Annotated in this window: 13 protein-coding genes; 9 read left to right on the forward strand and 4 right to left on the reverse strand. The window is 38.9% G+C overall.

The features are described 5' to 3' along the window. Nucleotides 1–46 precede the first annotated feature (46 nt). The 3 genes from B4Z90_RS20570 to B4Z90_RS20580 form a co-directional block, all read right to left on the reverse strand. Nucleotides 47–649, reverse strand: a complete 603-nt coding sequence (locus B4Z90_RS20570; protein ID WP_046673894.1) for a TetR/AcrR family transcriptional regulator — start codon at nucleotides 647–649, stop codon at nucleotides 47–49. Between the two features lie 358 nt (nucleotides 650–1,007). Continuing rightward, a complete protein-coding gene (locus B4Z90_RS20575; RefSeq protein ID WP_112373707.1) occupies nucleotides 1,008–1,304 on the reverse strand; it encodes a hypothetical protein in 297 nt (98 codons plus the stop codon). Beyond that, nucleotides 1,282–1,521: a hypothetical protein gene (locus B4Z90_RS20580; protein WP_201639695.1), complete on the reverse strand. Its 240-nt coding sequence runs from the start codon at nucleotides 1,519–1,521 to the stop codon at nucleotides 1,282–1,284. The genes B4Z90_RS20575 and B4Z90_RS20580 overlap by 23 nt, the downstream gene beginning before the upstream one ends. 302 nt (nucleotides 1,522–1,823) lie before the next feature. On the opposite strand from B4Z90_RS20580, the gene B4Z90_RS20585 reads away from it, so the two are divergent. Next, nucleotides 1,824–2,348, forward strand: a complete 525-nt coding sequence (locus B4Z90_RS20585; protein ID WP_046671657.1) for a hypothetical protein — start codon at nucleotides 1,824–1,826, stop codon at nucleotides 2,346–2,348. Between the two features lie 121 nt (nucleotides 2,349–2,469). On the opposite strand, the gene B4Z90_RS20590 is transcribed toward B4Z90_RS20585, so the two are convergent. After that, nucleotides 2,470–3,045, reverse strand: a complete 576-nt coding sequence (locus B4Z90_RS20590; RefSeq protein ID WP_201639696.1) for a 2,3-bisphosphoglycerate-dependent phosphoglycerate mutase — start codon at nucleotides 3,043–3,045, stop codon at nucleotides 2,470–2,472. A 366-nt stretch (nucleotides 3,046–3,411) separates the two neighbouring features. Between B4Z90_RS20590 and B4Z90_RS20595 the strand changes: the two genes are divergently transcribed. The 8 genes from B4Z90_RS20595 (at nucleotide 3,412) to B4Z90_RS20630 (ending at nucleotide 15,477) form a co-directional block, all read left to right on the forward strand. Beyond that, complete coding sequence (locus B4Z90_RS20595) at nucleotides 3,412–3,786, forward strand: BlaI/MecI/CopY family transcriptional regulator (RefSeq protein ID WP_112373710.1); 375 nt, start codon at nucleotides 3,412–3,414, stop codon at nucleotides 3,784–3,786. Then, nucleotides 3,783–5,186, forward strand: coding sequence for a M56 family metallopeptidase (locus B4Z90_RS20600; RefSeq protein ID WP_112373711.1), 1,404 nt, complete (start codon nucleotides 3,783–3,785; stop codon nucleotides 5,184–5,186). The genes B4Z90_RS20595 and B4Z90_RS20600 overlap by 4 nt, the downstream gene beginning before the upstream one ends. 438 nt (nucleotides 5,187–5,624) lie before the next feature. Beyond that, nucleotides 5,625–6,227: an RNA polymerase sigma factor gene (locus tag B4Z90_RS20605; RefSeq protein ID WP_201639698.1), complete on the forward strand. Its 603-nt coding sequence runs from the start codon at nucleotides 5,625–5,627 to the stop codon at nucleotides 6,225–6,227. A 148-nt stretch (nucleotides 6,228–6,375) separates the two neighbouring features. Next, nucleotides 6,376–7,521 (forward strand): FecR family protein, encoded by a 1,146-nt coding sequence (locus B4Z90_RS20610; protein WP_201639699.1) that lies wholly within the window; start codon nucleotides 6,376–6,378, stop codon nucleotides 7,519–7,521. 218 nt (nucleotides 7,522–7,739) lie between these two features. Beyond that, nucleotides 7,740–11,114, forward strand: coding sequence for a TonB-dependent receptor (locus B4Z90_RS20615; protein ID WP_286803212.1), 3,375 nt, complete (start codon nucleotides 7,740–7,742; stop codon nucleotides 11,112–11,114). Between the two features lie 50 nt (nucleotides 11,115–11,164). Then, nucleotides 11,165–12,997: a RagB/SusD family nutrient uptake outer membrane protein gene (locus tag B4Z90_RS20620; protein ID WP_236586122.1), complete on the forward strand. Its 1,833-nt coding sequence runs from the start codon at nucleotides 11,165–11,167 to the stop codon at nucleotides 12,995–12,997. Nucleotides 12,998–13,019: 22 nt separating this feature from the next. Then, nucleotides 13,020–13,913, forward strand: coding sequence for a discoidin domain-containing protein (locus B4Z90_RS20625; RefSeq protein WP_201639702.1), 894 nt, complete (start codon nucleotides 13,020–13,022; stop codon nucleotides 13,911–13,913). A gap of 271 nt (nucleotides 13,914–14,184) precedes the next feature. After that, on the forward strand, nucleotides 14,185–15,477 hold the full coding sequence (locus B4Z90_RS20630; RefSeq protein WP_070564682.1) for a hypothetical protein: 1,293 nt from the start codon (nucleotides 14,185–14,187) through the stop codon (nucleotides 15,475–15,477). The last annotated feature ends 83 nt before the right edge of the window (nucleotides 15,478–15,560 follow it).

The following is a 15,560-nucleotide window of genomic DNA, read 5'->3' on the forward strand; positions in this document are numbered from 1 at the left end:
TGCTTCACCTTACCCACCATGATTCTCCTAAATGGACAATCGAGAATTAGATTCTAAGTCCCCTAAAAATTAGGCCGACTAGAAATTTGGTATCCCGAAGACTTTGTGCATAGTCAATTTCGACCTGCCGCTTCAGTATTGCCTGTTGTTCTGTACTATGTTTTAATGCATTAGCAAAATTTATAAGTACAGAAGCTATATTTTCAGGATCTGTTAGATCCAATTTTTCATGTGCAATGGCTTGCGTAAGAAGCTTCGTAAGAAAAGCTTTCTCTTGCACCATCATGGCATCATATAGTTCAAAAAAACGAGGTAAAATCTTATCAAGTGATTCGACAGACACCCTGTTCATATTGAGCACATTGGTATAATAGTTCAATCTCGATTCTAAATAAAAAGAAATCTGATTCTCCACGCCCTTCTTTTTCAATGTACTTTTTTGTAATGTATCGATAAAAGATTGTCCCTCTCGTATGGCTACTTCAATAAAAATATCCTCTTTGTTCTTGTAATAATAATAAAGAGACGTTTTGTTCAATCCCACAGTTTTAGCAATGTCTTCCAAGGTTGTTTTTTCCAATCCATAACGCTCGAAACATTCCATGGCCGCCTGTCCAATTCTTTCTTTGACCTGTTCCTTTTTGTTCATCTAAAATATATTATGATGCAAAACCAACACTGTTAAAAGTCAGCCACATACAGACTTAACATGTTACTCCAAACATAGATAAATTGATTTTTAAATAAAAGAAGTATGCGATCTTATTCAGATAATTCGCTATAAAACTGTCTTTACTGTCAATTTTTAAAGGTTCAGTCTTCTTTTCATCAACATATCTCTCGTTTTTAGGTTTCGAGAGCATAAGATGGTAATTAAATTAACCCAACTGTTAATTTAGCTAATGTACGCTGTAAGAGTCCGATTAGACTGAGAAATTATCCTACTATATTCAACTAACCGACTCTTTCCAATGTATATTGGAAGATTCTGCTATAAATACAAAATATTACCACACATCACGATTTGATGCCTTAAGGCTTTCCCGAGCGTAATTCGCTACTTCATCATTTTCGTCTCCGGTTTTTAAACGTACCTGCAGATTTTCTAGCCAGTCGGCTAATGCATCTAAAGCCGTTTCACCGTTTCCGAAAATGCCTTGATGCGGATCGGGCCCCAGTAAACACCAATACGATGTTTCTTCTTTAAAAACAACAGGACGTAGCTCACGAATTTCAAAAGGTAATTCTTCTGAATCAAAATCCAGTGGTACAATTTTATCTTCAGGTATTTTCATCTGTTCCATAACCCATTTCTATTTTTTTTAAATCTTCCTCTGGCCAGGTAAGCAGCTCCTTCAACAAATATATTTTTGGTCCTCCATCTGCTGTATCATCAGCAAACTGTTGTAGAAATTCCTGTAGATTACCTTCAACTTTAATTAATTTTCCATCCTGAAGAACATCATATCCCGCTGCAATCCATTCTTCAATCTTTTCGGTATTGATTTGTAGTTTCTCCATTTTCCGTATTTTGTAGCATCTTACATGCTGTCTTATAACATCTAATAATAGTTCATCGATAAAAAATAGTCCAGCGCACTAATTATACCTTAAAAAAACAGACTTTCTGTGATTAGAACACACGCTAGCAAAAACGGTTGGCTTTATTTTTAGATTATGCACAAAAAAAGACATTAAAAAAGAAGCAGTTACAGATCATTTATTGTTTATCAAAACATTAAAAAAATCTTTGGCAAACTATTTGTTTGAACAGCGAAAGTTTTCTAATCGAAAACGCACAACTAATATTTTTTTAAATTATCATGAAAAAAGTAATTCTACCTTTTCTAACACTTTTTACGCTACTATTTGCTGCTCATCAGCAAGCAAACGCACAAACTCCCTATCGGACAGCCATTGGTCTTGGAATAGACGTCGGCGATGGTCAAACGCTATTCGGTCCACAGATAAAACACAATTTTGGCGGAAATGACGCCGGAAATGCACAAGTATTATTTGGAGACAATATTACTGTTATCGGTGTGGATTATTCATACAATAAACGTATTCCTGGATCTCGAGGTCTTTCATGGTACATTGGTGTTGGTCCACAAGTTTCATTTATTGATTATGGTAAATGGCACGACGACTGGTATGACGACTACCACTGGAAAGATGGGAAAACACATACTGACTTTGCGATCCGTCCAGCCTTGGGTCTAGAGTTCAAAATACCTTCGGCACCATTAGCCATGCATTTCGACTGGAAACCTTGGTGGAATCTTTCTCATGGTTCTAATTTCGAACCATCGCGTTTTTCTTTAGGATTTAAATTCGTTTTGAAATAGTATAACGCGGATACAAATAACAAAAATCCTGCTCATCGTTCGTATGGCAGGATTTTTTGTTTCACAACTGCAATTTCACCATTTCATGAATGATTAGATTAGCCTAGAAATCAGTATAATACTATCCCTCAACCTGATATTCGATCGGTTGTCCGGTAGCAATCTCCCGTTCCAATATTTGTTCCGGAGAAAGATGTTCCAAAAACATAATCAGTGCCCTAAGGCTATTGCCATGCGCAACAACAAGTACATTTTTGCCTTCTTTCAGTTTAGGTGCTATAAAATGTTCATAATATGGAATAACACGTTCGTATGTATCTTTAAGACTTTCCCCTCCTGGTGGCGGAACATCAAAAGACCTACGCCAGATATGCACTTGTCCGGCACCATATTTTTTGGCCGTTTCAGCCTTATTCAAGCCCTCAAGTTGTCCGTAACCACGTTCATTCAAAGCAGCATTTATAACAATGGGGACGGAAGGATTGCCCATTTCATGTAAAATAATCTTTAATGTATGCTGTGCTCTCATAAGCGCTGAAGTATAAGCTATATCAATTCGTTCATTTGCCAAAGCCTTTCCCGCCTGCCGAGCTTCCTGTTGTCCCAATTCGGTAATATCAATATCTTGCCAACCCGTAAAGCGATTTTCCAAATTCCATTGCGATTGTCCATGCCGTACTAAAAAAAGTTTTGCCATTATTTATCCTAAGTTTTTTTTAAAACTGTCGCCCACCACAGGGCCAACGCCATATATAATAACGATACATTCCATTTTGTTTTATTTATACTTTGAATGCTTTTCTAACCGTCTAAACTAAGTATCAAACTACTGCTATAGGCTACCACAGATTCTTTAGCTGAAAAAATACAAGCACATATTCGCCCTCATATTTGTATATACTTACCGTTTGTATATGCGAATTGACAACTAATTGTACGGCAAAATCATCCTCACCCTTAAAACAAATAATTTAAACAGCTATAAATCAACAAAATAAATTAATATAAATTATTTAACACTTTTTAATTCTACACAATGTAGAATATATTCTATATTTGTAGTATGAATAAATTATCAGCTACGGAAGAACAATTGATGGGCTACATTTGGGACATGAAAAAAGCTTTTATGAAAGATCTTATGGAAGCGTATTCTGAACCTAAACCGGCGCCAACAACTGTTGCTACATTATTGAAGAGAATGACTGAAAAGGGGGCGATATCTTATGTGCTTTATGGAAATTCGAGGGAGTATTATCCACTAATCGATAAAGACAACTATTACTTAGCACATGTAAATGATATTGTAGAAACCTACTTCGACAATTCAGCATTAAAATTTGCTTCTTTTTTCACTAAACAATCTCAGCTGAGCAAAGAGCAATTGGAGGAACTGAAAAATATAATTGATTCCGAAATTAAAAATAAAGAGACATGATGCTATATATTGGAAAACTGATAGCCTGTTCGGGTTTACTGTATCTCATTTATTGGTCAGTACTACGCAACCAGAAGTCGTTGCTATTCAACCGCTGTTATTTACTTGGGATTATCCCTTTATCTGTCATCATTCCAATGATCCAAATCGCTGTCCCATATGATGTTTTCAGCTTATTGAATGACAGAGACAGCGATGCAATCCCGGTCGGACCGATTATTACACAGCCCGCAACGGATTCAGCACTCTTCAATAATGATTATGTCGATTGGTACAACCTCGCTCTGCTAGTTTATGTAATTGTCGCCATTGCATTACTCTTGAAACAGATTTGGTTGTACCGCAAATTCCTGTATTATATCCGAAGTGCCACACCGACTCATGAACAGTCTATTTATTGCATACGTGGTTTAAAAACACCTTTTTCTTTTTTTCAAAAAATTTATGTTCCCAAAGAGGCCTATCAACAGGGCGATATTGATCAGTCAATTCTAACGCACGAACGGGCCCATGCCAATCAACGCCATTCAATGGATGTACTTTTTATACAGCTCTTGGCTATATTTTTTTGGTTCAATCCCTTTATTTATCTCATTCAAAAATCGATCCGACAAACACATGAATACCTTGCAGATGATGCAGTAGTCAAGATTCATGAAAAGTTAAGATACCAACATTTAATTATCGAGTGGAGCATGTCCACCCCTGATATAAACACATTACCGGCCAGTAATTTTAATTTCTTAACAACAAAAAAACGATTAATTATGTTACAAAAAAGAACAACCCGAAGTAAACTCTTGTTAATGCCTGGGCTTACTTTGTTACTGACAGTAGCGATATCCACGTTGTTTTCAACACATGTGGAGGCACAGAAAACAACGCCGACTACGCCAAAAAAAGCCGCGACAGCCAACACTGCAATAACACCGCCTGCATCACGGCAATCGGAGGCTCCTAAAACTAGTGGAAGAATTCCTAAATCACCAACAAAAGAGATGGCTCCACCAATAAAATCCCAGCAGAGGTCTTCTTCTCAACAGGAAGGTAATGTACGTTTCCCGGAACCTCGGAAAAAACCTGCCCCACCTCAAAATTCCCCAAAAATAATCGATGAGGTACATGTGGAGCGAATCAAATTTGCGGAGCCTCGAAAAGAGTCTACACCATCAAAAAGAGTTTCACCGATAGCCGAAGAAGTGCAAGTAGCCCCTAAAATTGAGGAAGTATGGGTCGAAGATATTCAACCGCGTCAACCAAAGCGGATCAATCTTTCTGCCAATGCCAATGTCAGTTCAAATCAAGATCAAAAAGACATTCAAGTTAAGGAGGAAAAGCCTATACGGATTTCCCTAAAAGTGAAACCCGAAGTGGAAGTAAATACAGTGAATAAAAAATAGCGAACGGAATTTTTCGAAATGCAATAAGAGGAATACAATTCCTCTTATTGTGATATATCCACTTCTCTCGACTACACACCTATAACCAACATGTTGTTTAGATTATTCAGAATCTAATCCAGCAACTCTTCTTATGGATAGTGATATCCATCTAAAATCAAGTTAAAAACAAAAATCACCATTTTCCAAAATGTATATGGATTGGATCGTAGTAAAAAAAACGACAAATTCCACCATGATTTATTTTTAAAGCAATCGTTTGCGTAAAAAAATTGTATAAAAACCAAATAACAAATCGGTAACATTGTAGAAGAGTACCAACAGTATACTTGTAGTATTTATCTGCTATCATTAAGATAAGACTACTGCTATACGGTACGATATCCAATTATTAAATTCCGATCAGGAGGAATTTGGTTATAAATACAAGTTTAAATTATGGAGGCATGTAAAAATGATGAGTTGGCGTTACTGCACGCTCTTAAGTCAAGCAATCATAAGGCATTTGAGGTGCTCTACTACCGCTATAGCCCTAGACTTTACCGTCATATACTGAACTTAGTCAAAGTACCTACCTGTGCAGAAGAAATTCTTCAGGATGTATTTCAGAAATTATGGGAGAGGCGCGGTGGCATAGACCCTGAAAAGTCCTTTCAGTCTTATCTGTTCACTATTGCTAAACACCTCGTGTATGATTTCTTTCACAAGGAGATCAAAAATCGAAATCTAAAAGAATTGATTATTTCCATTTCAACATCAGACTATTCCCACATTGAAGAGGAATATGCATACAAAGAATCTAAAAAAATTGTCAATCAAGCTATTGAAAACTTATCTCCAAAACGCAAACTCATTTATACCTTATGCAAAATTGAAGGGAAAAGCTATGAGGAGGTCAGTAGCTCCTTAGGTATCTCCACTTCTACGATCAGTGATCATATCGTGAAGGCCACAAAACAGATTCAGAGTTTCTGTTTGAGCAAGGAAATTACACCGTCCCTGTTAATTGCTCTTATCAGTGCCGTGTTAAATCAAAAATAAAACACTCCCTGTTTTTATAGACAAACAGATCACCTCCATCAGTATTCAAACAGCCCATTTTAAAGCCTTTTAATTTTTTTACTTTTTTTTTAAAATTAGAGCAGAGGACAGGCTCCTATTTTCCGTATTATCTATAAATAGCCAATCAGTGAAAGATTCAAAACATATAAAATTATTATTTGAAAGATATCTCAATAACCGCGCTTCAAGAGAAGAGACGGCGGAGCTATTTCAATATTTTCAGGATACGAATAACAAGCAGGCGCTTGAACAGATGATCGAGAACCAACTTGAATTTCAAGATAAAGAAGAACTTATAGACAAGATGATTTTAGACCGTGTTTTTAGTAAAATTGATCTTGACGTCGAACCACAAAAAATCAAAAGCCCTACATGGTATAAGATTACAGGTGCTGCAGCTGCTATAATACTGGTTATCTCTATCTCTTATTTATTTCTTAACCGCAGCACATACAATGATCATACAGCTACTATCATCGAACCTGGTCGCGATAAAGCAACACTTGTGCTTTCTTCCGGTAAAACGATCGTACTGGAGGATGTTGCTAATGGAAAATTAACTGAAGAGCTCGGCACAACAATTGAAAAAACAGAAAATGGCGGAATTAATTATACGGTTGAGGGAAATACCGATGTACGCGTCGCCATGAATCTTTTGAATGTACCAAAGGGCGGACAATTTCAGATAACCCTTTCTGATGGCACAAAAGTTTGGTTAAACTCAAATTCCAGCCTCAAATATCCAAACGCATTTTCAGCCTCTGAACGCCGGGTAGAACTAACGGGTGAAGCCTACTTTGAAGTCTCAAAAAATAAACAAAAACCATTTATTGTCGAAACTTCACTTCAAAAGGTCGAAGTTTTAGGGACTAAATTCAATATCAATGCCTACGATGACGAATCTTCCACACAGACATCCCTTGCAGAAGGATCCGTAAGAGTGAGTTCCAAAAAGAATACAACCTTACTAAAACCAGGCCAACAATCTACTTTAACAGATCAAAATATCGCAGTAAGATCAGTAAACCTGGATCAAGTATTAGATTGGAAAAATGGTGATTTCAATTTTTCGAATAATAACTTAAAGGAAATCATGCGTAAAATTTCGCGCTGGTATAACATTGAAGTAATTTTTGAAGGTCCTATTTCACAGGAAACCTACTTCGCTCAAATTTCTAGAAAAAAACGATTAAACGATGTACTAAGAGCACTTCAGCTTTCCGGTTCCATCAAGTATAGTATACGAAACAATAAACTGTACATATCGCAATAAACTATAACACACATTAATAACCACAGATTATGAAAGAAACCAGCCCAGCCTAAACATTTCTTCCAAAAAAAATAGCCGAAAATGCCTGCCAGCACTCTCGACTAATTTTTTACTTGGAAAACAAGAATTCATTTCAACATCAAACCAGTTAACCAATTTATAAATATATGCATTATTATTTATGTAGTAAGTATTGTATTGTCTTTTTTATTAAAGCTATGCGATACATCGGATCATTATGCAACACATCTACAAAAGTTGTGATCCTCTTAACAGCATTTATCTTTTTCACACATGTGTCCTCTGCTCAAAATGTTACCCTTAAACACAAGCAGATTACATTGTCCGAAGCATTTCAAGAGATCAGAAAACAGACAAACGTCGATTTTATCATTAAGACCAGCCAACTCGACAAAGTAAGGCCTATTCAAAATATAGATATCCAGAATAAGCCACTGAAACAGGCCCTTGAAAAGTTATTGGAACATCAGCCTTTGGTCTTTACAATTGACAATGGCATTATTGTGATTTCGGACCGAGAAAAAAAAACGCCCCTCGCCCCCGTCGTTCAAAAAAACGGTAAGGTTGAGATCGTGGGCACGGTGAAAAATGACGGAAACAATCTTTATGGTGTTAGTGTCAAAGTTAAAGATAGCCCGTCAATCGGGACAACAACAGATGGCAACGGAAGATACATTCTTGTGGTTCCCACAAATTCAACACTAATATTCTCCTATGTCGGTTATGCCAATCAGGAAATTGCCATTGCCGACAAACGTCGTATTGATGTGCAGCTAACTCCCGATCAGAGCTTAAGTGAAGTTGTTGTTGTCGGTTACGGAACACAGAAAAAAACCAGTGTTGTGGGCGCATTGGAATCTGTAAAACCGGAAACCTTACGCATACCCACTGCCAACCTTTCCAATGCATTGGGCGGCAGACTTTCGGGTGTAATCGCGGTACAACGTTCGGGCGAACCTGGTGCAGATGGGGCTAGCTTTTTCATTCGCGGTGTATCGACATTTAGCGGAGCTACCAATCCCCTGATCTTATTGGATGGTGTAGCAATCTCTAAAGGCGACTTGGACGCATTGGCACCAGAAGTTATCGAAAGCTTCTCCGTCCTTAAAGATGCTACTGCCACCGCTGTGTTTGGTACTAGGGGAGCAAACGGCGTGCTAATTATCACCACCAAAACAGGTAAAGACCTCAATAAACCTCGTATTTCAGCGCGTGCACAATCACAAATCTCAAGACCTACTTCCATCCCAAAATTTGTTGATGGTGTAAGTTATATGGAGATGTTCAATGAGGCAGTTACAGGTCGCGGTACAGGTGAAATTTTATATTCCCAAGATAAAATAAACGGCACAAGATTAGGCTTGGATCCCTATGTATATCCTAACGTTGACTGGTATAATGAAATGTTTAAGTCCCATACCATCAACAACGAGCTCAATCTAAATGTGCAAGGTGGTGGCAGCAAAATAGGTTATTTTCTCAGTGCAACCGGCAACATTAGCAACGGTTTATTGCGCAAATTTGACCTCAACTCTTTTGACAATAATGTCTCTGTCAAACGTTATAGCTTTCAGAACAATATCAATGTCAACCTTACTTCAACTACCAAAATAGCGTTAAAGCTCAATGCACAACTTCGTGATTACTATGGGGCTGGTGTGGATGCTCCAAGCGTGTTTGGCGACATCATGAATGCTAATCCCGTGGACTTCCCTATTATGTTTCCATTTACCGGTATTGACAGAAGAGACGTTCAATACGGAGGAAAAGCTGGTGGTACGGTCAACAATGGATTTGTCAATCCCTTTGCCCGCATGGTCAATGGCTATCAAAATGGTTTCCAGAGTACCCTATTGACTACCATTGACGGTGCTCAAAAACTTGATTTCATTACCAAAGGGCTAGAATTTAAAGCCTTGGTTTCCTTTAAAAACTGGAGCAACACGACAACAAAAAGAACCAGTGGTTACAATCAATACATGATTAACAGTTATGCACCCGATCCTGCAGGTGGATATACCTATGATCTAGTCATGGTGGGGCAGCCACAGAATCTTTCCTTAGGAACCGAAACGGGCACTAGTGGGGATCGGGAAATCTATTTTCAGCCTTCCATTGAATACAACAGAACATTTGGCAATCACACCGTATCGGGATTATTTCTTTACAATACCACCGATTTCAATGTCAATAATCCGGCAGATCTAATCAGTTCGCTACCGCGTAGACGCCAGGGTATTACAGGACGTGCAACATATGGTTTCGCCAATAAATATCTTGCCGAAGTCAACTTTGGCTACAATGGTTCCGAAAACTTTGCCACTGGGAGTCGCTTTGGTTTCTTCCCTTCCGTTGGTTTGGGCTATGTACTCAGTAATGAAAAGTTTTTTACCGATTTATTTCCTGCTGTCAGTAATTTAAAAATTAGAGGTAGCTGGGGTAAAGTTGGTAATGATCAGATTGGCGGCGGACGTTTCCCTTATCTTTCAGACCTCAAATTGGATGGAGCATCGTTTACAACCGGTATCGATCAGAATACAACTTATACAGGCCCTACATACCTACAATTTGCAAACCCATTGATTTCATGGGAAGTTGCAGAGAAGAAAAATATTGGTGTGGACCTGGGTATTCTTAACAATAAGTTTAATATTGTGTTCGACCTATACCAGGAAGATAGAACCAATATCTTCGTTGACCGTTCGGCAACAATCCCTAACGTATTTGGTACTGCAGGAACGAAAGTGTATGGCAATGTTGGTGAGGTAAGAAATAGGGGATTTGATTTCTCCCTAGAATGGAACAAAAGCGAAAAAGATTGGGGAATATCGATGCGTGGAACCTTTACTTATGCACATAATACCGTTCTGAAAAATAATGAACCTGCCTTTACCAAATACCGCAACCTATCTCAAATCGGGTATTCCATTGGCACAAACCTAGGCTATCTTGCCGAACGGTTATTTATTGATCAGGCCGAAATAGACAACAGTCCATTACAACAGCTAGGCGGTTTTGTAGCTCCTGGAGACATCAAATATAAAGATCTAACCAATGATATCGATGGTCTAAATCTGATCAATAGCGATGATAGAGTTCGCATGGGTTATCCAACAACACCTGAAATCGTCTATGGTTTGAGCACTTCTATCAATTACAAAAAGTTTGATTTTTCCTTTTTATTACAGGGAGTTGATAGAACTTCTTTTATGATCAGTGGTTTTCATCCATTTGGAAATCAAGGTGTGCGCAATGTATTGCAGTTTATTGCCGAGGACCGCTGGAGTCCTGAAAACCCTAACATATTTGCTGCTTACCCACGGCTGAGCAAATTGGACAATCTCAACAATACCGAAGCTTCTTCTTATTGGCTGAGAAATGGGGTATTCCTAAAACTCAGAAGTGCTGAGATTGGATATTCACACAAATTTGCACGCATTTTTCTAAGTGGTTATAATCTATTGACCTTCTCTAAGTTCAAACTTTGGGACCCTGAACAAGGTGGAGGCAATGGTTTGGGATATCCGACACAGCAAGTATTCAATCTCGGAGTCCAACTTCGTTTCAATTAGAACAACTTCGAGATTAAAACTATCAGTAGAATTTTAAAATGATTTATCAGATGAAAAGAAAATATATAGGCTACCTTGCATTATTTGCATGCGCGACTTTTTTGACCACCACTTCCTGCAGCAAATTCTTGGATATCGTCCCAGATGAGCGTCCTTCCGAAGCAGATGCCTTTCGTGATCCAAATTCAGCCAAAGGTTATTTGTACTCCTGCTATGCGTGGATTCCGAATTCACGGGTAGGGACCTCTTCCATTGATTTGATGACTTCTGACGAGGTAACGACTGCTTTTGAACATGAAACCTTCGCCCGATTTCCCCGTGGGCAATATACGGCCTCAAGTCCTGTCATTTCCTACTGGGATAACCTTTACAAAGGAATAAGACAATGCTATATCTTAATTCGCAATGTAGATAAAGTCCCTGGGATAGATCCACAGGAGGCGGCACAATATAAAGCTGAAGCCAATTTCCTGATCGGCTTTTATCATTTCTTACTGGTCCGGATGTACGGTCCAGTCGTTATTGCAGACCAAGAGTTTGACGTCAATGCCCCTTCTTCAGCGTATCCCAAACGTTCGACTTATGATGCCTGCGTTGATTTTATTATCAAAAAGCTGGATGAGACAGCTGGACAGTTACCTGCTCTTCGTGCTGCGGATGAGTGGGGTCGTGCTTCCTCGGTTATTGCCAAAGCGCTAAAGGCTAGGGTATTGCTTTATGCAGCATCACCGCTCTTTAATGGCGGTGGAGGTGATAAACAGAGCTTCTATGCCAATTTCAAAAATTTGGATGGCACAGCATTGATCAGTACTACCTTCGACAAAGAAAAATGGCGCCGTGCAGCCCTAGCGGCTAAAGAAGCCATTGATGCAGCTGAACAAAGTGGGGCTTCACTGTATAAAAACAGCACCTACAATACCGTACTACCAGCTAATCCTATTGAAAAGGACTTACGCCTTACTTTTATTGACAAAGCCAATACCAAAGAAGTGATTTGGGCGGAAACACGTCGGGAAGGTCTCTACGATTTTCAAAATAAATCTACTCCCTTTCTTAGCGGCGCACAAGGTGAGTCGTATAACGGTGTATCCCCGACCCTCACTCTGATCGAATCGTTTTATAGTAAAAATGGTTTACCGATTGACAAAGACCCCAATTATGACTATAATGGACGATACGCTGTAACAAGTACACCCAATGGCAATACATTATCGTTAAATCTAAACAGAGAACCGCGCTTCAATGCTTGGATTGCATATCACAACAGCTACTATGAAGTGGTTAGAGGGAGTGCCAATCAAATCCTAGTTCAGTTTCGGAAAAATGACAATTGCGGCATCCAAGGACGGTCTAATAACTACTCACCAACAGGATATCTCAACAAAAAAGGTATTGCGCCCGAATTGAACCAAAGTAGACTGCAGGTCTCCGTCAATTATCCATGGCCTGTGATACGTCTAGCAGAATTGTACCTGAACTACGCGGAGGCGCTGATCGAATACGGTCAGGATCTGAATACGGCCAAACAATATATTGACCGCGTTAGGGTCCGTGCGGGCATCCCAACAATTGATGTCGCATGGGCTCCAATTGGCGGCGCAACGAATCAGGCAACACTACGTTCCATCGTCAGACAAGAACGTACTATTGAACTTTACTTGGAAGGCCATCGCTTCTGGGATTTAAGACGTTGGATGATCGCCGATCAATACCTCAACCAACAGGCGAAAGGAATGAATATACAAGGAGCTACCGATACAGAATTTTTCAAAATAACAACGGTCGTTTTTCCACGTAGTTTTAGTCAGCGTAATTATTTAATGCCTATACCACAGGAAGAGATCAATAAAAACGAGGAATTGGTACAAAATCCCGGTTATTAATTAATTTAATGAATTGCACAAGATGAAATACAATATCGGAATATTCGCTCTACTCTTTTTAGCAATAGCGTGTAAAAAAGACGAAATAAAAATGACCAAGCCACCACAACTGGTTTCGATTGAAGCTGAACCACGTATTGGCGGGACTCTCCTGAAATGGAAACTTCCTTCAGATAACAATTATCTTTATGGACAGATCACATATAAAAAAGTGGGATCAAAAGATCCCGATAAAATCTATAAAATCAATATAAGTTCTTTTGCCGACACCATGCGGATCGACGGATTGATCAACAAATATGAATATGTCTTCAACGTCCAATTGTTCAATCAAGACAAGAAAACAAGCATTGGGGGAGATATCATAAGCAGCAATAGTGTTCGGCCAATCGTTAGGCCTTCGGAAGTGACCTATTTCCCGAACGAGTTAACTAAAATACAGGTGACCGATAATATGGTAGAAACCTACACGCAGGAAAACAGCGAGGGACCCAAAAAGAATTTATTTGACGGCGATAAGAATACATATTGGCATACAGCATGGTCTGCAAATACAGCCCCTCTTCCGCACTGGATCCAACTAAATTTTCCCCAAGAAGAAGAGATTGGCGCCATAAAGTACTTCTTCAGACAAAACAATAGCGACGAAGCCGGACGTCCGAAACAATGGGGAATAGAAATAAGTTCAGACGGCCAGCAGTGGACAAGAGTGTTTACATCAAAGGATAATCTTTCCACATCAAATGTAGCTGAAGAGCAAAGTTTGGCTTTTGATAAAAACTATAAGGCCAAATTTTTCCGGCTAATGATCCTTAAAAACGGCGGGAAAAGTTATACCCATCTGGGTGAAATGAATGTCTACCGGATGCGCTCTTCTATCATCGACAAAGAAAAGGAAGCTGAAGATAATTATTGACCATCATCACAAAGATTTTTTTTCTAATCATCAATGGTGCTCAAAAGAGCACAACGACGGAGGTAGAAATACCTCCGTTTTACTTTTCGCTCTAGTATATCATCAACATTCAAACAAGCTCCAAAATGCTCTGAGGTTAAATTTCCGCTATAGCATCAGCCTATGTGAAGAAGCGATCCCCAGCAAAAAAATAAAAAACTTTTTTATTACCTTAGATAAATAAATCGAACAAGAAAACAACTTGTTTTTTCATTAACTATAGTTTACATATATGAAATTATATGCCTTTGTATTGGGAGTAGGTTTACTTCCAGCCGTAGGATTATGTCAAAAGACCGTCACCCCTGGGAGCAGCGATATCAATACCAACTATATAAAACCAGAAAAATCACTGTATACGGTCTATTATGTTAAAGACAACAATTGGGACAAACAAGGATCACTGACCTACGATATTGTAGCGGCCAACAATCAGCTGACCTTAACCAATACCTATGTTCCGAAAGACAATGCCTGGACTTCGATACGCACGACGACTGCCGACGCAAAAACACTTCGGTCTATCAGCTATTCTAGCGATGGCAAGGAAACAAAAGTAAACCTCAACTTTGGAGAAACAATTACAGGTAATTATTATTCGAAGAAAACGAAAAAGGAAAAAAAGATCAACTTACAGCCAACTAGACCTTTTGTGGATTTTAACTGGACAGATCACCTGATTTCAACTCTCCCTTTAGACCTAGGGTATAAAGCGCGCATCCCGCAATTTTATTATAATAGTGATTCGGACATTTTCGTCGAAGACTATGCCATCAAGGAAGTAAAAAGCTACAGCTATGGCTCCCCAAAAACAGGTAAACACGACAGTTGGCTGGTTACACTTTTAGAAGAAAGTACCGGAGCCATCTATAATTATGTCATCGATAAGAAAGATCGCCGATTATGGCAAAGGGAAATGTCCATGGGAAACGGCAAATGGGAAATTACCGTAAACGAAGAACTGGACTATCAACCTATTAAAAATAGATTTAACAAAGAACAGGCTGCCCAACAGATTTCCCAGGGTAACAGTGTTATTATCGGGACGGCTTACGCTCGATCTAGCTCCGGAAAAAAACTTGGCGGACTCGTGAATACCGCCAAAAAGCAATATGCCCCAAAAGGTACAGAAATTACGCTCTTCGCCAACTCCGCCTATTACGAAGAATGGCTGGAAGTCAATAAAAAGATCCGAAAACAGAAAAAGGTGCAGGAAGTTCCATTGGATCCCGATTTTGGCTATGCTATTAAAAAAGCAAAGGTGTATGATGATGAGGGGCATTTCGAATTTGCAGATCTCATGCCAGGTGCATACGTGATTATGGCGAGCTTCGATTTTACCAATTCTTACAACTATTCCTATGTATCAGGCTACACCAATTATTATAACTATTGGGGTTATACAGGTTCCACGACAAATTATGGTACGGCAAGATCATCCTATGTCGACAAAGCCAATGTTGAAAAGCACGTCACCATTGACAAAGACGGTGAAAAGAAAGAGGTAAATTTAAAGGAAATGTAATCAAAAAAATGCCGTTAAGCTCCTTTGTTTGACGGCATTTTTTATGCTTTTTAAAACGTATTTCTAAGACGATCAAATCTTCG

The organism is Sphingobacterium sp. UBA5639 (assembly GCF_002421245.1).
Lineage (GTDB): Bacteria > Bacteroidota > Bacteroidia > Sphingobacteriales > Sphingobacteriaceae > Sphingobacterium > Sphingobacterium multivorum.

Bases quoted from the DNA above. Each gene is read 5' to 3' on its own strand.
- B4Z90_RS20595 (WP_112373710.1), top strand. From the start codon at position 3,412: ATGAATAAATTATCAGCTACGGAAGAACAATTGATGGGCTACATTTGG.
- B4Z90_RS20580 (WP_201639695.1), bottom strand. From the start codon at position 1,521: ATGGAGAAACTACAAATCAATACCGAAAAGATTGAAGAATGGATTGCA.
- B4Z90_RS20570 (WP_046673894.1), bottom strand. From the start codon at position 649: ATGAACAAAAAGGAACAGGTCAAAGAAAGAATTGGACAGGCGGCCATG.
- B4Z90_RS20590 (WP_201639696.1), bottom strand. From the start codon at position 3,045: ATGGCAAAACTTTTTTTAGTACGGCATGGACAATCGCAATGGAATTTG.
- B4Z90_RS20605 (WP_201639698.1), top strand. From the start codon at position 5,625: ATGGAGGCATGTAAAAATGATGAGTTGGCGTTACTGCACGCTCTTAAG.
- B4Z90_RS20600 (WP_112373711.1), top strand. From the start codon at position 3,783: ATGATGCTATATATTGGAAAACTGATAGCCTGTTCGGGTTTACTGTAT.
- B4Z90_RS20575 (WP_112373707.1), bottom strand. From the start codon at position 1,304: ATGGAACAGATGAAAATACCTGAAGATAAAATTGTACCACTGGATTTT.
- B4Z90_RS20615 (WP_286803212.1), top strand. From the start codon at position 7,740: ATGCGATACATCGGATCATTATGCAACACATCTACAAAAGTTGTGATC.
- B4Z90_RS20630 (WP_070564682.1), top strand. From the start codon at position 14,185: ATGAAATTATATGCCTTTGTATTGGGAGTAGGTTTACTTCCAGCCGTA.
- B4Z90_RS20620 (WP_236586122.1), top strand. From the start codon at position 11,165: ATGAAAAGAAAATATATAGGCTACCTTGCATTATTTGCATGCGCGACT.
- B4Z90_RS20585 (WP_046671657.1), top strand. From the start codon at position 1,824: ATGAAAAAAGTAATTCTACCTTTTCTAACACTTTTTACGCTACTATTT.
- B4Z90_RS20625 (WP_201639702.1), top strand. From the start codon at position 13,020: ATGAAATACAATATCGGAATATTCGCTCTACTCTTTTTAGCAATAGCG.